Here is a 24,686-nt window from a genome sequence, read left to right as displayed (position 1 = left end):
GTCGGCGGCGCGGGCGCGGGCAAGGCGACCACGGGCATGGTGATCAACAGCAACGACACGATCATCGACCACACCTGGCTGTGGCGTGCCGACCACGGCGAGGGCGTCGGCTGGGAGACCAACCGGTCCGACTACGGCCTCCAGGTCAACGGCGACAACGTCCTGGCCACCGGCCTCTTCGTGGAGCACTTCAACAAGTACGACGTCCGCTGGTCCGGCGAGAACGGCAGGACGATCTTCTACCAGAACGAGAAGGCGTACGACGCCCCGAACCAGGACGCCATCCAGAACGGTGACATCAAGGGCTTCGCGGCCTACAAGGTCGACGACTCCGTCACCACCCACGAGGCCTGGGGGCTCGGCAGCTACTGCAACTTCACCTCCGACCCCAACATCCACCAGGACCACGGCTTCCAGGCCCCGGTCAAGCCCGGCGTGAAGTTCCACGACCTGATCGTCGTCTCCCTCGGCGGCCAGGGACAGTACAACCACGTCATCAACAGCACGGGTTCGCCCACCTCGGGGACCGACACCATTCCGTCCCAGGTCGTCTCCTTCCCGTGACGGAAGGCGCATGACACCCGGTGTACGGGGTGAGTGAACGGCGCGGGGCCCGGCGGTGTGCCGGGCCCCGCGTCGCCGTCACAGGGGCCACTGGGCCGGGGGCGGGCCGCCGAGCGTCTGCTCGGACCAGATGACCTTGCCCCGGTCGGTGTACCTGGCGCCCCAGCGCTCGGCGAACTGGGCGACCAGGAAGAGGCCACGGCCGCCCTCGTCCGTCGTGGCGGCGTAGCGCAGGTGCGGGGAGGTGCTGCTGCAGTCCGACACCTCGCAGATCAGGGACCGGTCGTGGAGCAGCCGGACCTTGATGGGCTCGGAGCCGTAGCGGATGGCGTTGGTGACGAGTTCGCTCAGGATGAGTTCGGTGACGAACCCCTCCTCGTCGAGGCCCTGGTCGGACAGCCAGCGGATGGCCTGCTTGCGGACGCCCGCGACGGCGGCGGGGTCCGGGGGGACGTCCCACTGGATGCGCCGGGACGGGTCCAGCGTGCGGGTACGGGCGACCAGCAGGGCGACGTCGTCGCCGGGGTGGCTGGGCATCATGGCGTCCAGCACGTCGTCGCAGGTCTCCTCCGGCGTCCGGTCGCGGTCGGTGAGCGAGCGGCGCAGGAGTTCGAGGCCGTCGTCGATGTCGCGGTCGCGGCGCTCCACCAGGCCGTCCGTGTACAGGACCAGACGGCTTCCCTCGGGCACCTGGAACTCGGTCATCTCGAAGGGCATGCCGCCGATCCCGAGGGGCAGCCCGGCCGGCATCTCGGGGAAGCTCACCGTGCCGTCGGGCAGCACGAGCGCGGGCCCCGGGTGGCCGGCCCGAGCGATCGTGAAGCGTCCGGAGACGGCGTCGTAGATCGCGTACAGGCAGGTGGCGCCGGTGATCGCGCCGCCGCCCGTCCCCTCGTCCTGGTCCATCCTGACGACCAGCTCGTCCAGGTGGCCGAGGAGTTCGTCCGGTGCCAGGTCCAGCGTCGAGAAGTTGAGCACGGTGGTGCGCAGCCGGCCCATGGTGGCCGCGGCGTGCAGGCCGTGTCCGACGACGTCGCCGACGACCAGGGCGACCCGTGCGCCGGACAGCGGGATCACGTCGAACCAGTCGCCGCCCACGCCGGCCTGTGCCGGCAGGTAGCGGTAGGCGACGTCCAGGGCGTTCTGCTCCGGCAGCCCGCGCGGAAGGAGGCTGCGCTGAAGGGTGACGGCCATCTCGTGCTCACGGGTGTAGCGCCAGGCGTTGTCGACGCTCACGGCGGCACGGGCCACCAGTTCCTCGGCGAAGGAGAGGTCGTCCAGGTCGAAGGCCGACTCGTTCTGCGCGCGCCAGAAGTTGGCCACACCGAGGATGACGCCGCGGGCCCGCAGGGGGACGGAGAGCAGCGAGTGGAATCCGTGCTCCAGGATGCGGGCCGCGTGCTCGGGGTCGGGGTCGCGCCACCGCTGGGAGGTGGTCAGGTCGGACACGATCCAGGTGTGCCCGACGGTCGTGCCGAGGGACTCCGGGGTGGTCGGAGCGAAGCCGATGACTCGCCCGGCCGGGTAGAGCGGATGGTCGTCGCCGACGCCGCGCACGGCGGTGCGGCGCAGGTTCATGACGTCGCCGACGGGCAGCCGCGGCTCCTCGCCGCGCAGGACGGAGTCGGCGAGGTCGACCGTCACGCAGTCGGCGAATCCGGGGGCCGCGACGTCCGCGAGTTCCTGCGCCGTGGTGGTGACGTCGAGGGTGGTGCCGATCAGGGCGCCCGCCCGGTACAGCAGCGTCAGCCGCTCGCGTACGGTCTCCGCCCGTCCCGTGACGGCCCGCAGTTCCGTGGTGTCGCGCAGGGTCGCGACCATGCCGGGCTGGCCGCCGCGCTCCTCTGTGGGGCGGAGGTTGACGGCGAGCAGCCGGTCCCCCGCGGGCCGCAGCTCGTCCGTGGCGACCTGTCCGGAGGCCAGGAGTTCACCGGTCCCGGGGTCCAGGCCGAGGTCGGTGACCGCGCGGCCCTCCGCGTCCGCGGGCAGGTCGAGCAGGCGCCGTGCCTCGTCGTTGGCCAGCAGCAGCCGGTGGTCGGCGCCGATGATGAGGACGCCCTCGCGCACCGCGTGCAGCACCGCGTCGTGGTGTTCGTACATCCGGGTCATCTCGGCCGGGCCCAGGCCGCGCGTCTGGCGGCGCAGGCGGCGGCTCACCAGGGCAGCGCCGGCCGTGGTGAGGGCGAGGGCGGCCACTCCGGCGCCGATGGTGAGCGGCATGCTCGGGTACGCCAGCCGGTTCACGGCCTCGACCCTGATGCCCACGGCCACCAGCCCGGCCACCGATCCGTCCCTGCGCCGGACGGGCACGGCGGAGGCGACCGACCTGCCCCGGCTCGCCGAGACCGTACGGGTGACGGAGCGTCCCTCCAGGGCCTCCTCGTAGGGGCCGGGGATCTTCTTGCCGATGAGCGCGATGTCGCGGTGGGTGTACCGGACGCCGTTGGTGCCGGCCACGATGACGTACTCCACGCCGGTGCTCTGCCGGATCTCCTCGGCGCGCGGCTGGAGGACCTTGGTGGGGTCCTTGCTGTCCAGGGCGTCGGCGACACCGGGCGCGTGGGCGAATGCCTGCGCGACGCTCAGCGACTGGGCACGGGCCGCGCTCATGCTGTCGCGCCTGCCCTGCACCACCAGGGCGACGACGGCCGCCGAGACGAGCAGGACGACGATGCTCAGCATGAGGACGAAGAACTGGCCCGCCACCGTGCGGACACTGAACAGGGCGCGCAGCCGGCGCCCTGGCGGGGTCCGCACGTGGGGCGGTCCGGAGGGCGCGGGTTCGTCACCGCCTGGGCGGCCGCCATCGTGTCGATGCGGCCGCCGGGCGGAGCGGTGAGACCACGCCCGGAATCGACCTGTACCACCCACATATTCAGGTTTAACACGGATTACCGGAGTGCGATCGGCGTGGGTGACCCGGACCGGGCCGGGACGGGTCCGGCCGGTGCGATCGGGTGACGCGGGGCGGGCGGACGCGCGCCCGTCCGCCCCGGGCGCCGCCCGCGCCGCATGATCGGCGAAATGGTGCCTGTATTCCTGACCAAGGCGGTCGAGCTGCTGCTCGGCCGGGAGAACCGTTCGCTGCACCTCAAGGCGGCGGGCTGGGCGACGGTGCTGCTCGCCCTGACCGTGCTGGTGGGCTCCTGGGTGGTGCTGGTGGCCGAGCGGCACGCCCCGCACGCCACCATCACCTCGTACCCCAAGGCGCTGTGGTGGTCGGCGGAGACCGCGACGACCGTGGGTTACGGCGATTTCTTCCCGGTGACGTTGTGGGGGCGGATCGTCGCCGTCGCCGTGATGGGCGTCGGCATCACGACGTACGGGATGGTCACGGCGGCCCTCGCGACCTGGTTCGTGGGGCACGAGCAGCGCCGCCGCCACCGGCTCGCGCGCGGGGCCGAGCACGCCGCGCGTGCGATGCGGGACGAGACCGAGCAGCTGCTGCACGAGCGGTTCGACCGCATCGAGCGGATGCTCGCCGACGCGGGTCACGGGCCGCGGGACTGAGCGCTGCGCCGGCGGTGTGCGGCCCGCCGGACCACGCCGGCCGGCCCGGTGACGTGTGAACGGCGCCGGGCCGGGCATAGGTCCGGTTACCGACAGGAGGTGGTGGCAGTGGGCCGCATCAGAGTCGTCCGGCGTCCTCAGCTTCCGCAACGTCCGCCGCCCCTCGATCTGCGCACGCCGTCCGGGCGCCCACTGCCCTACTGACCGCGTCGCGCCGCCGCCCCTCCGTCGTCGAGCCCGCCGCACGCGGGCGGACGGACGGGCGGTTCTCGTATGCCCTTCCGATTTCCGGTGGCCCGTGGGCGGCGTTCTCCGGGACCTTGTTGATCACCCTCCCCCGGAGCGGGGCAACCCGGCAGGATGTCGGTGTACTGGGCCGTCGTCCTCGGGCGGCGGTGCCGACCGAGGAAGGGAGCCCCATGCGGGAGACGCGTGCAGAGCGGTCGCCGTCGGACGAGGAGGCCGCCGGCGGCGCGGCCGAGGAGGCACAGGTGATCGTGGTGGGGGCGGGGCCGGCCGGTTCGTCCGCCGCGTACCACCTCGCCAGGGCCGGTGTCGATGTGCTGCTGCTGGAGAAGTCCCGCTTCCCCCGCGAGAAGGTGTGCGGGGACGGTCTGACCCCGCGCGCGGTGCACCAGCTGATCCGGATGGGCGTCGACATCAAGGCCCCGGGGTGGACCCGGTCGCGGGGCATGCGCTGGGTGGCCGGTGACCGGCAGGTGCAGATCGACTGGCCCGCGCTGGGCGGCTTCCCGGATTTCGGGCTCACCCGCAGCCGGCACGACTTCGACGACATCCTGGCCCGGCACGCCGTCGCCGCCGGGGCCCGGCTGCGTACCGGTGTGAAGGTCAGGGAGCCGGTGACCGACCGGGCGGGCCGGATCACCGGGGTGACGGCCGTGTCGGAGGCCGGGCCGGTGGTGCACCGGGCGCCGGTCGTGATCGCCGCCGACGGCGCCTCGGCCCGGATCGCCCTGGCCATGGGGCTCCAGCGGGACCCCGGACGGCAGATCGCGACGGCCGCCCGGCGGTACTACCGCAGCCCCGAGCGCTCCCGGGAGGAGTTCCTCGAACTCTGGGCCGATCTGCGCTTCCCCCGCAGCGACCACTATCTGCCGGGGTACGGCTGGATCTTCCCGATGGGCGACGGCCGGGTCAACGTCGGTCTCGGCGCACTCCCCCACCGCCGCCACGGCAGCGCGGACCTGCGCGCGACGCTGGACCGGTGGCTGGCCCGTACGCCCGCGGAGTGGGGGCTGCGGGAGGAGAACGCCGAGGGCCCCGTGCGCAGTGCCGCCCTCCCGCTGGGCTTCAACCGCCATCCCCTGTACACGCGGGGGCTCCTTCTCGTCGGCGACTCCGGTGGCATGGTCAGCCCGTGGAACGGGGAGGGCATCGGGCAGGCCATGGAGGCGGGTGAAGTCGCCGCCGAGACGACGGCCCTCGCGCTCGCGCTGCCGCCGGGCCCGAGGCGGGAGCGGGCGCTGCGCCATTATCCGGCCGAGATGAACCGCCGCTGGGGCCGCTACTACCGGCTCGGCAACACGGCGGCCGACCTGGTCTTCAGCCGCTCGGGCTTCCAGCCGGTGCTCAACCGCTACGTGATGGGCTCACCGGCCCTGCTCAACACCCTGGCCCGGCTCCTGACCAACCTCACCCAGCACCCCTCGCGCGACGCGATCGACCACGTGCTGAACACGGCGGTCCGTCTCGTCCCCGCCCCCGGCCCCCGGCGCCGCTGACCGCCGCGTGGGGCCGGGCAGGCTACCCGTCCGTCCCGGGCACTTCGAGCAGTGGCCGCCCCAGGTCTTCTCCGCCTCGCTGAGCGGGACTTCGGGGCACAGCCGCTCGGGATGCCCGGTACGAGGCCGCCCTCGACGCCTTCGGGCCGGGCGCCGGCGCCGGTGCGCGGCCCGGTGCCCGACGGCATCCCGGAGAGCCCGGCGCTGACCGGCTCGGCGACCTGGGTGAAGGAGGACCGGCTCCTCGACCGCACCGGACGGGATGCGTTCAGCTTGTCGAACAGCCCTCCCCGCGGGTGGCGGGGGCAGCCGCGCGTCATGGGGAACTGCGGCAGCCCCGCGGTCCCGGTCGTCACGGTGTCGATGCTCATGCGGCCCCCAGGCGTCCGCTCCACGGCCGGCTCTCCGGGGTGTGAACCGGCATGGCCGGGAGGGCCGGTCAAGAGGTTCCGGAGCCGCCCGCGGGGCCCGTGCGCGCCGGGCCCGCCCGGCCGGCACCGGCGTCGCCGTCCCGCCCGGTCCAGCGGGCGGCGAGGAGCAGGGCGATGTCGTCGGGGCGGTCGGGGGCCTGCCGGGCCCGGCGGATCACCTGGTCCGCGGTCTCGGTGAGCGGAGCCGGGCCGAGGCCGGCGATCGTGCCGCGCAGCCGCTCGACGCCGATGTCGATGTCGGTGCCCGCCTCCTCGACGAGCCCGTCGGTGTACAGGGCGAGCAGGGCGCCCGGCTCCAGGTGCAGTTCGGTGACGGGGTAGGACGCGTCGGCGTCGACGCCGAGCACGATGCCGCCCGGCAGCTCCAGGACCTCGGCGGTGCCGCCGGGGTGGCGCAGGACGGGCTGGGGGTGTCCGGCGCGCACGGCGTGCGTGCGGCCGGTGGCCGGGTCCATCACGATGTAGCAGCAGCTCGCGAACTGCCCGGTGTCGAGGTCGATGAGCAGGCGGTTGGTGCCGCTCATGACCTCCTGCGGGTCGTGGCCGCCGAGCGCGAAGGCCCGGACGGCGCTGCGGAGCTGGCCCATGGTCGCGGCGGCGGCGACTCCGTGGCCCTGGACGTCCCCGATGACCAGGGCGAGCCGGCTGCCGGTCTCGATCACGTCGTACCAGTCGCCCCCGACGTCCATGCCCTGGGTGCCGGCGAGGTAGCGGCCCTCGGTGCCGACGCCGGGCACGACGGGCAGCCGGTGCGGCAGCAGGGCGTCCTGGAGGCCGCGGGCGAGGGCGGCCTCGGCGTCGTAGCGCTGGGCCCGCTCAAGTGCCTGCGCGATCAGTCCGGCCAGTGCGGTCAGGACCGTACGCTCCTCCGGGCTGAAGCCGCGCGGCTGGTCGAAGCCGAGGATGCAGGAGCCGACGTGGCGGCCGGAGGCGATCAGCGGCAGGAAGGCGCGGGCGCCGACGTCGGCGTCCATGGGGATGCCCGGGTAGGCGGCGGCCAGGTGCTGCATCGACTCGAAGAAGATGGGGCGCCCGGTGGTGAGGGTCTCCACGCCGGGGATGCGGGCGTCCAGGCCGACGGCGTCGAACCGGTCGAGGAAGCCCTGGGGGAAGCCCGTCTCCCACTCCAGGTAGAGGTGGCCCTCCTTGAGGAGGTAGATCGCCAGTTGCCGGCCGCCGAAGGCGGGGAGCAGCTCCTCGGTGACCACGCGGGAGACCTGCCGGGCGGTGACGGCCTCGGTGAGGGCGATGGCCAGGGCGACCGGACGGTAGAGCGCGGCGGACCGGTCGGCCGGGGAGCCGAGACCCGGGCCGGGCGCGGCGACGGAGCCGGGGGCGTAGGCCGGCTCCTCGGTGGGGGTGAGGACGGCGGTCAGCCCGTCGTGGCCGGGGTAGAGGGAGACGGCGAGCCAGGGCGGCGGGTTGCGGCGGGCCAGGAAGTGGACCGGGGCGTCGGAGATCATCGCGGCCCGGTAGTGGTCCTCGTAGGCGGGGTTCGCGAACGCGGGCAGGACCTCCCAGAACACCCGCCCGACCAGTTCGGCGCGGGCCCGGCCCAGCAGCTCCTCGGCCAGCCGGTTCAGGTAGGTGATCCGGCCGTAGCGGTCGACCGAGAAGATGCCGCGCGGCAGCCGGTCGGCGGCCTCGGGGACGACCGGGCCGATGCCCAGGTCCACCAGGAAGCCGGTCAGGTGCCCGCCGGGGCCGGCGTCCTCGTCCCGGCGCCCGGAGACCTCCAGCAGGTGGGAGCGCCCGTCCGGGCCGCGCAGCCGCATCCTGCGGACGACGGGACCCGCCGAGCCCGCCGCCTGCCGGGCGAGCGCCCACAGGCCGTACACGTCCTCGGGGGCGAGCCTGGCCGCCAGGGCCTCGATGCTGCCGGGGAAGCCGCCGTTACCGGTGCCGAGGATCGCGCCGAGGCCGTCGTCCGCCTCGACGGCGCCGGTGTCGAGGTTCCACTCGAAGCGGCCGATCCGTACCGGCGGGGAGCTCTCGGCGGGCAGCTGGACGGGCAGCGGCTCCTCCTCCCACTCCAGGCGGGTACCGCCGTCCGCCAGGCCGGTCAGGGCGGCGCCCAGCTCATCGGCGATGTCCTGGATCCGGTGGAGGTCCTCGGGCCGCACCGGCTCGTCCCCGGTCGCCGCGCGCAGGACGACCAGGACACCGATGGGTGCACGGCCGCGGAGTACGGGTACGTAGAGGGAGCCGAACGGGAAGGGCAGACCGGCCATGAGCTGCGGGAAGCGCCGCATGGCGTCCTCGGCGTCCGAGAGGTGGACGGGGCTGCCCGAGCGGAAGGCCTCGGCGACCGGGAAGGGCCGGTTCACGTGCATCCGCCACCAGGGGCGGAAGAGCGGGCCGGGCAGTCCCGCCAGGACGGCGAGCCGTAGCAGACCGGGGGTGCCGGAGCTCAGATAGACACCGCCGGCCTGTCCGCCGACGGCCCCGACGGCGTTCACGACGGACTGGGCGAGCACCAGCGACAGGTCGTCCGGTGCCCGGCCGTCCCGCAGTCTCCCGGACGGGGCGTCGCTCGGGCCGAGCGGCGTCCGCCCGGCCACGCCGTACCAGGTCACCCAGCCAGCATGCTCCCGGGGCGCCGGTCGGCGCACGTCGGACGCGTCCGGTCCGGGCGGGGGCATGGGGCGTGCGGGGGCGTGCCCGAGCGGTGGACGCCATGATCATCCGGCGTCCACCGCTCAGGGCGCCGGTGCTTACCGCTCGTCGTTGCGCGGGTGGCTGTCACCGAGTTGGTCATTGAGCTTCTTCTGGGCGGAGTCGACCTGCTTGCCGTACTTCCCGCCGGTCCTCTTGTCGACGAAGTCGCCGCCCTTCTCGACTCCCTGGCGGGCCTGGTCCGGATGCCCCTTGATCATGCCCTTGATCTTGTCGAGCATGCTCATGACTGTCCTCCTTGGAACGCTGACCATCCCAGCATCCACGCGTTGCCCCGGTGCCGCACCCCGGGGCGGGCGGTCCCGCCCGCAGCCATGCGAAAAGGGGTGGAAGGAAGCGTGTCGCTTCCTTCCACCCCTGCTCACGGCTCCGCCCCGAGCGCGGGGCCGCCGAGATCAGTAGGCGCCGAAGACGTTGTCCATCGAGCCGTAGGTGGCGGCGGCGTAGTTGCACGCGGCCGTGATGTTGGCGACCGGGTCGTAGATGTCCATCGAGGTGCCGGGCACGTGGTAGGCGTCGAAGGTGGGCTGGATCACCTGGAGCAGGCCCTTGGACGGCGTGCCGGCGACGGCGTTGGAGTCCCAGTTGTTGATGGCGAACGGGTTGCCCGAGGACTCGCGGATGATGTTGCGGTAGATCCCGTCGTAGCTGCCGGGGATGCCGTTCTCGGCCATGACGGCGAGGGATTCCTTGATCCAGCCGTCGAGGTCGTCGGTGTACGTGGTGGCCGTCTGCGTCTCGGTGGCCGCGGCGGTCTTCTCGGCGACGGGCACCGTCGTGCGCTCCGAGCGGTCGGCACGGTCGGCGCTCTCGGTCCGCGTGGTGGTGTCGGCCTTCTTCTCGGCGGTCTCCGCCTTGAATTCGCTCTTCGTCGCGGCCTTCGGTGCGGCGGCCTGCGACGTGGCACCGATGGTCAGCTTCAGACCCGGGTGAATGAGGTCGGGGTTGCTGCCGACGACGTTCCGGTTGTCCTTGTACAGGCGCTCCCAGCCACCGCTGAGGGAATGCCCCTGAGCGATCTTGTAAAGGGAATCGCCGGACACCACGGAATAGGTGGTGGGCGTGGCCTTGCGCACAGCGATTTCCTTGCCCGCGACGGACGTCGGGGTGGCGGACTTTTCGGTGACGGCGGTCTTCGCGGGGGCCGCGGAAGCCGTTCCGGCGGTCATCAGGGGGAGCGCGAGGACGGCTCCACCAGCGCTCACGGCGATGAAACCGCGGGTCAGGGACGTGGACTTGGCACGACGGTGCTTACCCGGGAAGGGCATGGCGTATTTCCTCTCCGCCGCCTGCGAGGTGAGCTGTCGGGTTCGGACTGGAGATGTCCGGCCGCACATGGCGACTTCACCCCTAGCCGCTCCGGATACCGGACCGGCGGCAAACCTGGGTCCCCCGCTCCTGCCGTACGTGAGTGGTCGGGTTCCCGGATGGCGGCAGGATTCGGCGTTCCATCCGGATTGATGACGGTGACCGTAAGCGAGAAACGACGGCCGGAACAAGCCCGGAATTGGTGATCACAATTGTTTTGCAAGATCAATCAAAGGAAATGCTCATCATCGGCGGCGCCGGCGGAAGTCAACTTTCTTGGCACGCCCGGGAACCGCGACATCGGATCATGCGTCAGGGATGACAAACGTGACGCTGGCCACTGCGCCCGAAAGGGGCGATTTACCCGGTGTTCACACCTTTAGGTACGAACAAACACCCACCGAAGTCCCCTTTTTTGCTTTTGGTCCATAAACGGGCAATTAGGGCATCACGGCGTGGCGGCCGACTGCGGTCGCGCACCCGCACGACCGCGCGGCACGACGACCGGTGAGCCGTCGACGGGGGCGCGCAGGATGTCCGTTTCGAGCCCGTACAGCTCCTTGACCAGCGCCTCGTCGACGGTCTCGCGGGGCGTGCCCTCGGCGATGACGCGACCGTCCTTCATGGCGACGAGCCGGTCGGCGTAGCGGGCGGCGGCGGCCAGGTCGTGCTGGACCATCACGATCGTGCGGCCGGTGGCGGCGACGTCGCGGACGAGTTCCAGGACCTCGACGGCGTGGCCGAGGTCGAGGGCGCTGGTGGGTTCGTCGAGCAGGATGAGCGGCGTCTGCTGGGCGAGGACCATCGCGAGCCAGCAGCGCTGGCGCTGACCGCCGGAGAGCCGGTCGACGCGTTCACCGGCCAGGGCGGTGGTGCCGGTGGCGTCGAGCGCGTCGCGTACGGCCTGCTCGTCCTCGCGCGACCACTGGCGCAGCAGGCCCTGGTGCGGGCTGCGGCCGTAGCGTACGAGCCCCGCCACGGTGATGGCCTCCGGGGCGCGCGGCGACTGGGGCAGCAGGGCCACCCGGTGCGCCGCCCGGCGCTGGCTCAGCTCCCAGATGTCCGCGCCGTCCACCAGGACCGCGCCCGAGGCGGGGCGGTGGAGCCGGGCGACGGTACGCAACAGGGTCGACTTGCCGCATCCGTTGGGGCCCACGACGGCGACGACCTGTCCGGCGGGCACGGCGAGGCCGACGTCCGCGACGACGGGGCGCCCGGGGTATCCGGCGTGCAGGGTACGGATTTCGAGGCCGGCGGCGGTGCTGTTGGCGTTCTCGGTCATCTGTTGTTCATGCCTTTCCGGCGGCCCGGTCGGGGCGCAGCAGTACCCAGAGCAGGAAGGGGCCGCCGAGGACGCTGGTGACGACTCCGACGGGCAGTTCGACGGGTGCGGCGACGCGTCCCAGCGCGTCGGCCGCGGCGATCAGCGCGGCCCCGGTCAGGGCGGAGCCGACGACCGGGACGCGGGTGGGCCCGGACAGCCGCTGGGCGAGGATGGGGGCCGCCAGGGCCACGAAGGCGATGGGGCCGCCGACGCCGACGGCTGTGCCGGCCAGGAGCACGGCGAGGGCCAGCGCGAGGGCGCGGACCCGGCGCGGGTCGGCGCCGAGCGAGCGGGCCACCTCGTCGCCGAAGCGCAGGAGTTGCAGGCGGTGGCCGGCCGCCAGGGAAAGCGGGACCAGGAAGAGCAGGACCACGGCGAGCGGCACCCCGGCGTCCCAGTCGCGTCCGTTGAGGCTGCCGACGGCCCAGAGGAACACGCCGCCCGCGGTGTTGTCGTTCTCGCGCGACATGATCAGGTCGCTGACCGCGCCGATGAACGTGGAGATGCCGATGCCCGCCACGAGCAGCCGGTAGCCGGCGCTGCCCGTACCGCCCGCGCACAGGACGACGACGGCCGCGGCGGCGATGGCACCGATGGGGCCGAGCCACCAGGAGCCGACCATGCCGGTCGCCGAGCCCGCGGCGGAGGCGACCACGGCGGCGGTGGCGCCCTCGTTGACGCCGACCAGGTCGGGTGTGGCGAGCCGGTTGCCCGCGAGGGTCTGGGTGAGGCAGCCCGCGATGCCGAGGGCGGCGCCGACGAGAAGGCCGGTGAAGACACGGGGCAGCCGGAATTCGCGCACGATCATGACGGTGCCGCGGTCGCCGGTGCCGAGCAGTCCGGAGACAGTGTCCGACAGGCTCATCCCGGTCGAACTCGCCATCACCGCGAGGGCGACGAGGAGGACGAGGAGCGGCACGAGCAGTGCGGTGGCGAGGGCGCTGCGGCGTGGCAGGAGCCAGGACAGGGTGCCGGTGCGGACGACGACGCTGTCGGGGGGTGTCACGTCCGTCATGCCGGGGCTCCGGGGGTGGACAGCCGGGAGGAGCGGGCGATCCAGACGAGCAGGGGGCCGCCCACGAAGGCGAGGAGCACGCTGACGGGGGTCTCCCAGGGGCGGATGACGACACGGGCCAGGATGTCGGCGATGATCATGACGTCGGCCGCGATGAGGGCGGACAGGACGAGTTGACCGGTCATCCGGGGGCCGGCGACCGTCCGGGCCGCGTAGGGCGCGAACAGTCCGAGGAAGGCGATGGGGCCCGCCACGGCGACGGCACACCCGGCGAGCAGCGACACGGCCGCGGCGACCACGAGCCGTATCCGGCCCGGGTGGTGGCCGAGCGAGCGGGCGCTGTCGTCGCCGAGGCCCAGCGCGGAGAGCGGCCGGGCGCAGCCGAAGGCGGTGAGCAGCCCCAGGGCGACGAGCGGGAGAAGGGGGAGCAGGTCGGAGAGCTCGACGCCGGCGAGCGAGCCGATCGTCCAGTAGCGGTAGGTGTCGAAGGTGGACCGGGTGCCCAGCAGGACGTACGAGGTGAGTCCGTGGAAGGTGGCGCCGAGCGCCGATCCGGCCAGGACGAGCCGCAGCGGTGATCCGCCGCCGCGTCCGGAGGCGGCGAAGAACAGGACCACCGCGCTGGCGAGGATGCCGCCGGCCAGCGCCCACGCAAGGAGCGCGGTGGGTGAGTCCGCGCCGAAGAAGGTGAGTCCGAGGACCACGGCGAAGGCGGCCCCCGAGTTGACGCCGAGGAGCCCTGTTTCGGCGAGCGGGTTGCGGGTGGCCGCCTGGAGGAGGCAGCCGGCGGTGCCGAGACAGGCGCCGACGAGGACGGCGGCGACGGTGCGCGGGAGGCGTACGTCCATGACGGCGAGGCGCAGTTGGGCGTCCGCGCGGGCGGCCGGGTCGCCGGTGAGGTAGTGCCAGGCGCCGCCGGGCGAGCTGGAGCCGGTGCCGATGACGAGGGAGAGCAGGACCAGGGCCGGCAGCAGGAGTGCGAGCCCGATGGCCGCCCAGCGGACGAAACGCCCTTCCTCCGGCAGGATTTCACTGGAGAGGGTCCTTGATTTGGGCCGTCCCCCTTGCACGATCGACATATGGTTAGCCTAACCTAAGTGTCCCGAGCGGATTTCGGCGGCTCCCGGGGCACATCCCTGCCCTGAGACGACGTCAATCGCTCTGTACCGCTCCCCCTGTCGGTTGCTACGGAACGCCCGCCCGGACCCATTCGCCCCTCGCATACACACGGAGATCCCAGGCCATGGCGCCGCATCCCACCCCTTCCTCCCGTCGTCTCCTCCGCCCGGCCGTGGCGGTCTCGCTGGCCGGCGTCAGCGCTCTCGCCCTGAGCGCCTGCGGATCGTCCGGCAAACCGGACGCGTCCGCCCACGCGGGCAAGGCGACGACGACTCGGGTGACCGATGCGACCGGAACCGCGGTGAAGGTCCCCTCGGCGCCGAAGCGCGTCGTCGCCCTCAGCGAGATGGACCTGGACGCGGCGCTCGCCCTGGGTGTGAAGCCGGTGGGTCTCACCGCGGGCCGCGGCCAGAAGGGGGCCCCGGGCTACCTCGCGGACGAGGCGAAGGACATCCCGGTCGTGGGCGCCGTCACCGGTCCGGACATCGAGAAGGTCGTCCAGGCCGGTCCGGACGTGATCCTGGCCGGCCAGCTCGCCGACGAACAGGTCCTCCAGCAGCTGCGGAAGATCGCGCCCACGGTCGTCACGATCGACGGCACCAAGGACTGGAAGAAGGCGCTCACGCTCACCGGCGAGGCCCTCGGCGTGAGCAACAAGGCCGAGGCGTTCCTCGCCGGCTACGAGAGCCGGGTCACCGCCCTGAAGAAGGACCTGGGCGACCGAACCGGCGCGAGCGTGTCCGTCGCCCGCTACTCCGCCAAGGGCTCGGCCGTCATGCAGCAGGGCGTCTTCATCAGCGACGTGCTGAAGGACCTCGGCTTCACCCGCCCCGGCATCCAGAACGACAGGGGCGAGGGCCACTCGACGCCGATCAGCGACGAGAACCTCAAGGAGATCGACGGCGACTGGCTCTTCATCGGCACGCTCACCTCCACCGGCTCGGACCGGGACCTCGTGGACGAACTGGCCGAGAAGCCCGCCTACCAGCAGCTCAAGGCCGTCAGCGCCAAGCAGGCGACCGTGATCGACGGCACCAAGTGGACGAGCCTGGGCGGCGCGCAGGCGGCCGTCTCCGTGCTCGACGACATCCGGAAGGCGATGGTCAAGTGAGCACCGCGCAGGAACTCACCGGCCGGCTGGCCCTCGTGACGGGAGCGGGCCGCGGCATAGGCGAAGCGGTCGTGCGGGTCCTCGTCGAACGCGGCTGCCGGGTGCTGGCGACCGACGTGGACCGCGAAGGCATCGACGCGCTCGCCCGGGAACACGGCGAGAGCGTCGTCGCGCGGGTCCTCGACGTCACGGACGCGGCGGCCGTGGAGGCCCTCGTCGCCGATGCCGAGGAGACCGTCGGCGCACTCGACATCGCGGTCAACGTCGCCGGGATACTGCGCTGTTCGCCGGTCGGCGAGCTGACGGACGAGGACTGGGCGGCGACGTTCGCCGTCAACACCAACGGGGTGTTCCACGTCTCGCGGGCCGTCTCGCGCCGGATGGCGGGGCGCGGCGCGGGCAGCATCGTCACGGTCGCCTCCAACGCGGCGGGCATACCCAGGACGACCATGGCGGCCTACGCCGCGTCGAAGGCCGCGTCCGTCATGTTCACCAAATGCCTCGGCCTGGAGCTGGCGCCCCTGGGCGTGCGGTGCAACACCGTGTCACCGGGCTCCACCCTCACCGACATGCAGCGCGGGATGTGGCCGGCCGGCGAGGAGCGGGACGACGGGCCCGCGGCCCGGCGCGTCATCGCCGGGGACCTGGCGAGCTACCGCACGGGCATACCGCTCGGCCGGATCGCCGAGCCCTCGGACATCGCCGAGGCCGTCGCCTTCCTCGTGTCCGACCGCGCCCGCCACATCACCCTGCACGACCTCTACGTCGACGGCGGCGCCACCCTGCGGGCCTGACCTGCACGCACCACGTCATTGACAGCGGCTCGCAGCCCTCCCCCACTGGAGACAACCACGATGTCTGCCTCACTGCGCGTACCCTCCGCCCCGCCCCAGGCCGCCCCACCACACTCCCCCTCGTCCGGTCCGGCCACCGCCCTCCTGGACGCCTACCGGCCCGGCACGGACCGCTTCCTCGCCTCGCCCGGCCGCACCCTGCTCGGCACCGGCACCGCCGCCGAGGTCCCGCACGACGACCGGCCGCCCGCCGTCCGCGTACAGGAGGCCCTGGACGCCGCCCGGCGGGCCGGGAACGCGGCGCCGGTCGTCATGGGTTCGCTGCCCTTCGACCCGCAGGCACCGGCCGCGCTGGCCGTCCCGCAGACCGTGCGCCGGGCATCCGCCCTGCGCGACGACCCGTTCGTCGCCCTGCCCGTCCCGGCAGCCGGGCCCGGCACCTGGCAGACCCGGGAGGTCCCCTCGGCGGCCGGTTACGGTGCCGCGGTGGACGCGGCGGTCCGGCGGATGCGGGCGGGCGAGTTCGACAAGGTCGTCCTCGCGCGCACCCTGGAACTGACCTCCTCCCAGGACCTCGATCTTCCCGCCATGCTGCGCCGGCTCGCCCGCCACGACCCGGGCGGCTACACCTTCGCCGTGCCCAGCGGCCCCGGCCGCACCCTCATCGGCGCCAGCCCCGAACTCCTCGTCGCCCGCACCGGAGGCCGGCTCACCGCCAACCCGCTGGCCGGCTCCGCGCCCCGCAGCAGCGACCTCGCCGAGGACGTGCGGCGGGCCGCCGCGCTGCTGGAGTCGCCCAAGGACCTCCACGAGCACGCCGTCGTCGTCGATGCCGTGCGCGAGGCCCTCGCCCCGTTCTGCACCGGCCTGGACGTGCCCGAACAGCCCACGCTGGCACGGACGGAGGCCATGTGGCACCTGTCCACGACCGTCACCGGAACCCTCACCGACCCCGCCACCACCTCGCTCGCCCTCGCCTCCGCACTGCACCCCACGCCCGCCGTGTGCGGCACGCCCACCGACGTGGCGCGGGCCGTCATCGCCCGGTCCGAGCCCTTCGAACGGGGCGCCTACACCGGCATGGTCGGCTGGCAGGACGCGGACGGCGACGGTGAGTGGGTGGTGACGATCCGCTGCGCCGAGGCGGAGGGCCGCTCGCTGCGGCTGTTCGCCGGGGCGGGGGTGGTCGCCGCGTCCTCGCCGGAAGCCGAGACCGCCGAGACCGGCGCCAAGTTCCGTACGTTCCTCAACGCCGTGGGAGCCGCCCTGTGAGCACCGCACCGCACGAAGACGCCCCGACCTGGCCGGCCGAGTTCGCCGCCCGCTACCGGGCGGCCGGGCACTGGCGCGGCGAGACGTTCTCCGGCATGCTGCGCGAACGGGCCGAGGCCCACGGCGACCGCGTGGCGCTGATCGACCCGGCCCCCGAGCGCCGCGCCTGGACCTATCGCGAACTGGACGAGCGCGCGGCCCGGCTCGCGGCCGGATTCCGGGCGCGCGGGATAGCCAAGGGCGACCGGGTCGTCGTCCAGCTGCCGAACATCGCCGAGTTCGCCGAGGTCGTGTTCGCCCTCTTCCGGATCGGCGCGCTGCCCGTCTACGCGCTGCCCGCCCACCGGGAGACGGAGATCGGCTACTTCTGCTCGTTCGCCGAGGCCGTCGCCTACGTGATCCCGGACCGGCACGCCGGATTCGACCACCGCGCGCTGGCGACCGCCGTACAGGAGCGAACGCCCACCCTGAAGCACGTGTTCGTCGTCGGCGACCCGGGGAAGCACACCGCCCTGTCCGACGTGCCGTGCGAGGAGACCGCGGCGCCCGAGGACGGCCCCGAGCCGCACGACCTGGCCTTCCTCCAGCTGTCCGGCGGCACCACCGGGGTCCCCAAGCTCATCCCCCGCACGCACGACGACTACATCTACTCGCTGCGCGGCTCCAACGAGATCTGCGGCGTCGACGCGGACACCCGCTACCTCGTCGTCCTGCCCGCCGCGCACAACTTCCCGATGAGTTCGCCCGGCTGGCTCGGCACGCTGTACGCCGGCGGCACCGTCGTCCTGTGCCCGCGCCCCGACCCCGCGACGGCGTTCCCCCTCGTCGAGCGGGAACGCGTGACGATGACGGGCATGGTGCCGCCGCTCGCCCTGCTGTGGACCGAGGCCGCCCCGGGCGCCGGGCAGGACCTCTCCAGCCTGGAGCTGGTCCTGGTCGGCGGCGCCAAGTACAGCGAGACGGCGGCCCGTCGCCTGGAGCCCGCGCTCGGGTGCCGGCTGATGCAGGTCTTCGGCATGGCCGAGGGCCTCGTCAACTACACCCGGCTGGACGACGACCCGGAGACCGTGGTCACCACCCAGGGCCGGCCGATCTCCGAGGACGACGAGATCCGCATCGTGGACGACGCCGGACACGAGGTGGCCGAGGGGGACTTCGGGCACCTGCTCACCCGGGGCCCGTACACGATTCGCGGCTACTGGCGCGCTCCCGGACACAACAGGTCGGCGTTCACCGAGGACGGCTTCTACCGCACGGGCGACATCGTGCGCCGCACCCCGGGCGGGCATCTCGTGGTCGAGGGCCGGGCGAAGGACCAGATCAACCGGGGCGGCGAGAAGGTCGCGCCGGAGGAGATCGAGAACATCATCCTCGCCCACCCGGCCGTGCACGACGTGTCGGTGGTCGGTGTGGCCGACGCGTACCTCGGCGAGCGCACCCTCGCCTATGTGATCCTGCGCGAGGACTCCGGACCGCTCGGGGCCCTGGCCGTGAAACGGCATGTGCGCGAGCGCGGCGTCGCCGCGTACAAGATCCCCGACCTCGTCGAGTTCGTCGACGTCTTCCCGCAGACCGGAATCGGCAAGGTCAGCAAGAAGGGCCTGCGCTCCGAATCCCCCGCCGGACCGGCCCCGTCCGCGCCCGCACCCGCCTCCCCCTCCGCCGAGCAGCACTGAGCCCGCCCCGAGCGGCACGAAAGGCCTCCTCATGGCACTCCCCGCCATCGCCCCCTACGCCCTGCCGGGCGCGGACGAACTCCCCGTGAACCGTGTCGGCTGGACCGTCGACCCGATGCGCGCCGTGCTGCTCGTACACGACCTGCAGAATCACTTCCTGAGCGCCTACCGCCCCGGCGAGCAGCCGCTGACCGGCATGCTGGAGAACACGGCGCGCATCATCGAGACCTACCGCCGCGCCGGGATCCCGGTCGTCTACTCGGCGCAGCGCGGCGGCCAGACCCCCGAGGAGCGCGGGCTCCAGCTCGACTTCTGGGGGCCGGGCGTGGCCGATGACCCGGAGGCCCTGGCGACGCCGGAAGCGGTCGCGCCCGCGCCCGGTGACACCGTCCTCACCAAGTGGAAGTACAGCGCGTTCGCCCGCACCGATCTGGAGGCGCTGATCCGCAAGGAGGAGCGCGACCAGCTGGTGATCACCGGGGTGTACGCGCACATCGGGGTGCTGATGAGCGCGGCCGACGCGTGGATGCGGGACATCCAGGCGTTCGTGGTGGCCGACGCCGTCGCGGACTTCTCGCGCGCGGACCACGACATGGCGCTGCGCTGGGCGGCGGGGCGCTGCGCGGTCGTGACGACCACCGATCTGCTTCTGAAGGAGGTCTGAGCGCCGTGGTTCCCGCCCCGACCGCGTACGCGCGGCACCGCGCCGAAGCCCGGTCCCCGCTGCCGGGGGTGGGTGTCTCATGACGGTCCTGCTCGCCGGCGAGGCGGCGGCCCGTGCGTCGAAGGCCGTACTCCCGCTGACGGCGGCCCAGTCGGGCATGTGGTACGCGCAGTCGCTCGATCCGCTGAGCCCGGCGCAGAACACCGCCGAGTACCTGGAGATCGACGGCCCGGTCGATCCCGGGGTCTTCGCGGCCGCGCTGCGCCGGGTCGTCGCCGAGACGGACGCGCTGCGCGTGTGTGTGAAGGACGGGCCCGACGGGCCCCGCCAGCACATCGCCGCCGCCGTCGGACTGCCGCTGACCGTGCGCGATCTGCGGGACGTGCCGGACGGACGGGGGCAGGCGCTGGCGTGGATGCGGGCGGATCTGGCCCGGCCGTGCGACCTGGCGGCGGGGCCGCTGTTCGGGTACGCGCTGTTCCGGCTCGGCGACGAGCGCTGGCTCTGGTACCAGCGCGTCCACCACCTCGTCGTGGACGGCTTCGGCCACTCGCTGCTCGTGCGGCGCACCGCCGAGGTGTACTCGGCGCTCGCCCGGGGCGAGGACCCCGCCCCGCGCCGCTTCGGCACACTGGCCGGTCTGGTCGCGCAGGACGCCGCGTACCGGGAGTCGGACGCGTTCGAAGCGGACCGTGCGCACTGGTCGGCCGAGTTCGCCGACGGGCCCGAGGCGCCGAGGCTCGCGGACCGGGGCGCGCTGCCCTCCCGTACGTCCCTGCGCCGCACCGCCCATCTGGGCCCGCGGGCCACCGGACGGGTGCGGGAGTTGGCCGCGCAGCTGCGCGCGACCTGGCCCGAGGTGCTGATCGCCGCGCAGGCGCTGTACGTGTCCCGGGCCACGGGCCGCCGCGATGTGGTGCTCGGGCTGCCGATGATGGGCCGGGTCGGCCCGGTGGCGCTGCGGGTTCCCGGCATGGTGACGAACGTGCTGCCGCTGCGGGTGGCCGTCGAGCCGGAGGCGGCCTTCGGTGAGCTGGTGCGCGAGGTGGTCCTCGGGATCCGCACGGTCCGCCGCCACCAGCGTTACCGCTACGAGGACATCCGCCGCGATCTGCGGCTGCTCGGCGAGAACCGGGCGCTGGTCGGCCCGCTCGTCAACGCGATGCCGTTCGTCTACGACGTGGACTTCGCCGGGGCGCGGGCCCGGTCCCGCAATCTGTCGGCCGGCCCGGTGGACGACCTGACCGTCAACATCTACGACCGCGGCGACGGCCGCGGCCTGATCATCGACCACGACGCCAATCCGGCGCTGTACGACGAGGGGGCGCTCGCCGCGCACCAGGAGCGCTTCCTGCGTCTGGTGGAGCGGCTGGCCGACGCGGGCCCCCGCACCCCGCTCGCCGCGCACGGCATCGCCACACCGGCCGAACTGGAGCTGGTCCGCGACCGGTTCGTCCGCACGGGCCGCGAGCTGCCGCCGACGACCCTGATCGGCCCGATCGAGGCGCAGGCCGTCCGCACCCCGGACGCGACCGCCCTGGTCCACGGGGATGTCTCGCTCACCTACGCGGAGCTGAACACCCGGGCCAACCGGCTGGCCCGCCATCTGCGGACCCTGGGCGCCCGGCCCGGGGCGGTGGTAGCGGTGGCGGTGCCCCGCTCGGTGGAGCTGGTCGTCTCGCTGCTCGCCGTGCTGAAGGCCGGGGCCGCCTATCTGCCGCTGGACCCGGACCACCCGTCGGAGCGGATCACGCACATGCTCCGGGACGCGGAGCCGGTCTGCGCCGTCACGGACCGCGCGGACCGCCTCCCCGCGGACACGGGGACTCCCTCGGTGGTCCTGGCGGGGCTGGACGTCTCCGGATACCCGTGGACCGATCCGCCGCGCCCGCTGACGCCCGCGCACCCGGCGTACGTCATCCACACCTCGGGCTCCACCGGCCGTCCCAAGGGCGTCGTCGTCCCGCACCGGGCGATCGACAACCGGCTGCGCTGGATGCAGGACGCCTATCCGCTGGGCCCCGGCGACCGGGTGCTGCACAAGACGCCGTCGTCGTTCGACGTGTCGGTGTGGGAGTTGTTCTGGCCGCTGCGTGCGGGGGCCGCGCTCGTCGTCGCCGAGCCCGGGGGGCACAAGGACCCCGGGTACCTGGCCCGGCTGATCCGCGAACAGTCCGTGACCGTCTGCCATTTCGTGCCGTCGATGCTCCGGGCCTTCCTGGCCGGTGCGGACGCCGGCCGGTGCGCGGGGCTGCGCCGCGTGTTCTCCAGCGGCGAGGAGCTGCCCCGGGAGACGGCCCACGCCTTCGGGCACGCCCTGCCGCACGTCGCCCTGCACAATCTGTACGGGCCGACGGAGGCCGCCGTCGATGTCACCTTCCACCCGTGCGCCCCGGACGGCGCCGGTCCGGTGCCGATCGGCCGGCCCGTGTGGAACACCCGGCCGTATGTGCTGGACGCCGCGCTGCGGCCCTGCCCGCCGGGTGTGGCGGGAGAACTCTGCCTGGGCGGGCGGCAGCTGGCCGACGGCTATCTGAACCGGCCGGCGCTCACCGCGGCCCGCTTCGTCGCCGACCCCTTCGGACCGCCCGCCGCGCGCATGTACCGCACGGGCGACCTGGCGCGCTGGACCGAGGAGGGCGAGCTCGAATTCCTCGGCCGCACCGACGACCAGGTCAAGCTGCGCGGGCAGCGCGTCGAACTCGGCGAGATCGAGGCCGCCCTGGCCGCCCACCCCGGTGTGGACGGGGCCTGTGCCCTGGTGCGCGAGGACCGGCCGGACGACCAGCGGCTGGTCGGGTACGTGACGGGGACCGCCGAGCCCTCGGACGTACGGGCCGCACTGGCGCGGCAGCTTCCGGAGCACCTGGTGCCGGCGGCGGTGGTCGCGCTCGACGCGTTCCCGCTGGGCCCCAGCGGCAAGCTGGACCGCCGGGGGCTGCCCGCCCCCGTCCACGCCGGCGGTGCCGGTGCGCGCCCGGCGAAGGGCGCCCGCGAGGAGGCGCTGAGCGCGCTGTTCGCGGAGGTGCTCGGGGTGGCGGAAGTCGGCCCGGACGACGCGTTCTTCGACCTGGGCGGCACCTCGCTGCTCGCGGTGCGGCTCGTGGCGCGGGTGCGGGAGGAGTTCGGCGCCGCGCTGACGGTCGGTTCGCTGTTCGAGGCGTCCACACCGGAGGCGCTCGCCGCCCGGATCGACGCCGCCGGGCCGGCGTCGGGGGACGCGCTGGGCGCCGTCCTGCCGCTGCGCGGGACCGGCGACCGCACTCCCCTGTTCGCCATCCACCCGGCGGGCGGCATCGCGTGGGCCTACGCCGGTCTGTCGGCCCGGCTGGGACCGGACCAGCCGGTGTACGGCATCCAGGCCCGTGGGCTGGTCCGCGGCGAACCGCTCCCGCGCACCCTGGAGGAGGAGGCCGCCGGCCACGTGGACCGCATCCGCGCGGTGCAGGGCGACGGCCCCTACCGGCTGCTCGGCTGGTCGGTCGGCGGGGTGCTCGCCCACGCGGTGGCGGTGCTGCTCCAGGAGAGCGGCCAGAAGGTCGAACTGCTGGCGCTGCTGGACGCGTTCCCCGCCGAGCAGTGGCGCGGGCGCCCGGCGCCCGCGGAGGGCGACGCCCTCACCGCGGTGCTGCGCATGGCGGGCTTCGAGCGCGGTGGTGAACGCACCCGTGGCGATGTCCTGGCCACGCTGCGCCGGGCGGGCAGTCCGCTGGCCGGTCTCGGGGACCACACGCTGTCCCGAATCGTCGACATCGTGCCCAACCACGCCCGCATGACGCGTGAGCACACGCACCGGCGGTACGAGGGCGATCTGCTGTTCTTCACCGCGGCGGCGCCCCGCGCGGAGCACTGGCTCAGCCACCGGGCCTGGCGGGCGCATGTGACGGGCACCGTGGTCAACCATGACCTGGACTGCACCCACGCGCAGGTGATGCGGGACCGGCAGCTCGACGTCATCGCTCCCGTGCTCGCGGCGCGGCTGGCGGCACCGGACGCCTGATCCGGCACCGCCGTCCCCACCCGGCACCGGGTCAGGAGGGGGCGGCGGTGCCCGGGGACAGCAGCTCCACCAGGCCGTCGGCCAGTTCCGTGCGCCAGCACAGATAGTCGTGGCCGCCGTTGAACTCCTGGTAGGTGGCGTCGTCGTAGCCGGCCGCGGTGAGCGTGTCGCGCAGCCGGCGGGCGGCGGGCAGCGCGACCCACTCCTGCTCGCCGAAGGAGAGCCGGAAGCGGACCGGCTGCCGGGGCGTCTGCGCGATCCGTGCCGTGAGCCACTCCGCCTCCGGGCCGTCGGGCCACCAGAACGAGCCGGACTGCGCGAGGACGTTGCCGAAGCGGCCGGGCTCCGAGAGGGCGGCGTAGGCGGCGGTGAGCCCGCCCAGACTCTGCCCGGCTACGACGGTGCGCGCGGGGTCGTCCGTGACGGGCAGGCGGGCCGCGGTCCACGGCAGCAGTTCGTCGGCCAGGAACGCGACGAAGCCGGGGCTGCACGCCAGGTCCGTCCACCGGGTGTCCGCGTCCACGGAGTCCGGCAGCACGGCGACGAGCGGGGGGACGCGCCCGTCCGCGATGAGGTTGTCCAGGAGGTGCGAGAGGCCGAGCCGCGGCTGCCAGTGCTCGCCGTCCAGGAGGACCAGCACGGGCAGATCCGCCACCGCCCCGTGCGCGGCCGACGGCCGGTAGAGCCAGGTGCGCCGGCTGCCGCCGAGGTGCCGCGACGGCACGTCGTACGCGGCGGTCTCCCCGTGCGGCACCCCGGTGCGCGGCAGCCAGTCGCGGGCGCTCGGCGCGGCCGGAAGCTCGTGGTAGGAAAGCGGATCGCCGCTCCAACGGCGGGGCAGCGAGGCCGGGTTCAGCGGATCGGGACGCCGCCGGGTGCGCAGCCACCGCCAGTAGCCGGCGGTGCCGGGCTCGGGTCCTTCGCCCTCGTCCACGTAGAAGTCGTAGGTGCCCCGCCAGTCGCGCCGCAGCCGCAGCGTCCAGTGCCACACGTCGGTCCCGGGGGCGCGCTCCATCAGGTTGCCCCCGGGGTCGCGGGGGTCGCCGAGCTTGTTGGGCAGCACCTGGACGGCCCGGGTTCCCGGGGCCCCGCGCCAGAGGTGGGTGACGGCCAGGTGGTCGGCGCTGCCCTGCGGGTCGGGCCCGACGAGCGGGGTGCCCCGCTCCCGCACCCCGGCCCAGAACTCCTCCACGTCCGCCGGCTCCGGGAGCGCGCAGACCGACCGGGCGAGCCGGCTCAGGGGCTCGGTCCGTGCCGTCCCGGGCGGCCGCCGGGGAGAGTCCTGGGGCGGCACGGAGTGGATCATGGGCGGGCTCCCGAACGACGAGGCGACTTACTTAGGGTTACCTTACCTTCGAGGTGCGCGGTGTCGCGCGAGCGCCCCCGCGCAAAGAGAATTCCCCGGTCCGCAATTGCGGACCGGGGAATTTCACGAGTATATTGGGAGGTTCTGTGCGCCCACAGAAAAGGCCCCTCAAGG

Annotated in this window: 16 protein-coding genes, 2 pseudogenes and 1 riboswitch; of the genes and pseudogenes, 9 read left to right on the top strand and 9 right to left on the bottom strand. The window is 73.6% G+C overall.

Features of this window, described 5'->3' with window-relative positions:
- A pseudogene (locus B082_RS0129515) lies at positions 1-564 on the top strand (coagulation factor 5/8 type domain-containing protein); the annotation flags it as partial.
- Positions 565-642: 78 nt separating this feature from the next.
- On the opposite strand, the gene B082_RS0129510 reads toward B082_RS0129515, so the two are convergent.
- Positions 643-3,246, bottom strand: a complete 2,604-nt coding sequence (locus B082_RS0129510; RefSeq protein ID WP_199783870.1) for a SpoIIE family protein phosphatase — start codon at positions 3,244-3,246, stop codon at positions 643-645.
- 342 nt (positions 3,247-3,588) lie between these two features.
- On the opposite strand from B082_RS0129510, the gene B082_RS0129505 reads away from it, so the two are divergent.
- Both B082_RS0129505 and B082_RS0129500 read left to right on the top strand, forming a co-directional pair.
- Positions 3,589-4,074: a potassium channel family protein gene (locus B082_RS0129505; protein WP_018555404.1), complete on the top strand. Its 486-nt coding sequence runs from the start codon at positions 3,589-3,591 to the stop codon at positions 4,072-4,074.
- Positions 4,075-4,493: 419 nt separating this feature from the next.
- Positions 4,494-5,816: a geranylgeranyl reductase family protein gene (locus tag B082_RS0129500; RefSeq protein ID WP_018555403.1), complete on the top strand. Its 1,323-nt coding sequence runs from the start codon at positions 4,494-4,496 to the stop codon at positions 5,814-5,816.
- A gap of 78 nt (positions 5,817-5,894) precedes the next feature.
- Here the strand turns inward: B082_RS0129500 and B082_RS40555 are convergent.
- The 7 genes and pseudogenes from B082_RS40555 to B082_RS0129470 form a co-directional block, all read right to left on the bottom strand.
- Positions 5,895-6,314, bottom strand: a pseudogene (locus B082_RS40555) (hypothetical protein); the annotation flags it as partial.
- On the bottom strand, positions 6,256-8,823 hold the full coding sequence (locus tag B082_RS36945; RefSeq protein ID WP_018555402.1) for a SpoIIE family protein phosphatase: 2,568 nt from the start codon (positions 8,821-8,823) through the stop codon (positions 6,256-6,258). The gene B082_RS36945 and the pseudogene B082_RS40555, both read right to left, overlap by 59 nt.
- A gap of 138 nt (positions 8,824-8,961) precedes the next feature.
- Positions 8,962-9,150 (bottom strand): antitoxin, encoded by a 189-nt coding sequence (locus B082_RS0129490; protein WP_018555401.1) that lies wholly within the window; start codon positions 9,148-9,150, stop codon positions 8,962-8,964.
- Positions 9,151-9,318: 168 nt separating this feature from the next.
- A complete protein-coding gene (locus tag B082_RS0129485; RefSeq protein ID WP_018555400.1) occupies positions 9,319-10,191 on the bottom strand; it encodes a transglycosylase SLT domain-containing protein in 873 nt (290 codons plus the stop codon).
- A 3-nt stretch (positions 10,192-10,194) separates the two neighbouring features.
- Positions 10,195-10,379, bottom strand: a riboswitch (cyclic di-AMP (ydaO/yuaA leader).
- A gap of 300 nt (positions 10,380-10,679) precedes the next feature.
- A complete protein-coding gene (locus B082_RS0129480) occupies positions 10,680-11,513 on the bottom strand; it encodes an ABC transporter ATP-binding protein (RefSeq protein ID WP_018555399.1) in 834 nt (277 codons plus the stop codon).
- 7 nt (positions 11,514-11,520) lie between these two features.
- On the bottom strand, positions 11,521-12,570 hold the full coding sequence (locus B082_RS0129475; protein ID WP_018555398.1) for a FecCD family ABC transporter permease: 1,050 nt from the start codon (positions 12,568-12,570) through the stop codon (positions 11,521-11,523).
- Positions 12,567-13,649 (bottom strand): FecCD family ABC transporter permease, encoded by a 1,083-nt coding sequence (locus B082_RS0129470; protein WP_018555397.1) that lies wholly within the window; start codon positions 13,647-13,649, stop codon positions 12,567-12,569. Before B082_RS0129470 ends, B082_RS0129475 begins: the two co-directional genes overlap by 4 nt.
- A gap of 164 nt (positions 13,650-13,813) precedes the next feature.
- Here B082_RS0129470 and B082_RS0129465 point away from each other — a divergent pair, with 164 nt between their 5' ends.
- From B082_RS0129465 to B082_RS0129440, 6 genes are all read left to right on the top strand, one after another.
- Positions 13,814-14,800 carry an ABC transporter substrate-binding protein gene (locus B082_RS0129465; RefSeq protein ID WP_018555396.1) on the top strand — a complete coding sequence of 329 codons (987 nt, stop codon included), beginning with the start codon at positions 13,814-13,816 and terminating at the stop codon, positions 14,798-14,800.
- The gene (locus tag B082_RS0129460; protein WP_018555395.1) at positions 14,797-15,594 is read left to right on the top strand and encodes a 2,3-dihydro-2,3-dihydroxybenzoate dehydrogenase; all 798 of its coding nucleotides are present in this window, start codon (positions 14,797-14,799) and stop codon (positions 15,592-15,594) included. Before B082_RS0129465 ends, B082_RS0129460 begins: the two co-directional genes overlap by 4 nt.
- A 60-nt stretch (positions 15,595-15,654) precedes the next feature.
- Positions 15,655-16,866, top strand: a complete 1,212-nt coding sequence (locus B082_RS0129455) for an isochorismate synthase (RefSeq protein WP_018555394.1) — start codon at positions 15,655-15,657, stop codon at positions 16,864-16,866.
- Positions 16,863-18,542: a (2,3-dihydroxybenzoyl)adenylate synthase gene (locus B082_RS0129450; RefSeq protein ID WP_018555393.1), complete on the top strand. Its 1,680-nt coding sequence runs from the start codon at positions 16,863-16,865 to the stop codon at positions 18,540-18,542. The genes B082_RS0129455 and B082_RS0129450 overlap by 4 nt, the downstream gene beginning before the upstream one ends.
- Before the next feature lie 31 nt (positions 18,543-18,573).
- Positions 18,574-19,206 carry an isochorismatase family protein gene (locus B082_RS0129445; RefSeq protein WP_018555392.1) on the top strand — a complete coding sequence of 211 codons (633 nt, stop codon included), beginning with the start codon at positions 18,574-18,576 and terminating at the stop codon, positions 19,204-19,206.
- 79 nt (positions 19,207-19,285) lie between these two features.
- The gene (locus tag B082_RS0129440; RefSeq protein ID WP_018555391.1) at positions 19,286-23,206 is read left to right on the top strand and encodes a non-ribosomal peptide synthetase; all 3,921 of its coding nucleotides are present in this window, start codon (positions 19,286-19,288) and stop codon (positions 23,204-23,206) included.
- 31 nt (positions 23,207-23,237) lie between these two features.
- Here the strand turns inward: B082_RS0129440 and fes are convergent, their stop codons facing one another.
- Complete coding sequence (fes, locus tag B082_RS0129435; RefSeq protein WP_018555390.1) at positions 23,238-24,512, bottom strand: enterochelin esterase; 1,275 nt, start codon at positions 24,510-24,512, stop codon at positions 23,238-23,240.
- Positions 24,513-24,686: the final 174 nt, after the last annotated feature.

The organism is Streptomyces sp. ATexAB-D23 (assembly GCF_000373645.1).
Taxonomy (GTDB): domain Bacteria; phylum Actinomycetota; class Actinomycetes; order Streptomycetales; family Streptomycetaceae; genus Streptomyces; species Streptomyces castrisilvae.
The sequence above is the reverse complement of the archived record's forward strand: the minus strand, read 5'-3'. Positions and strand labels throughout refer to the sequence as shown.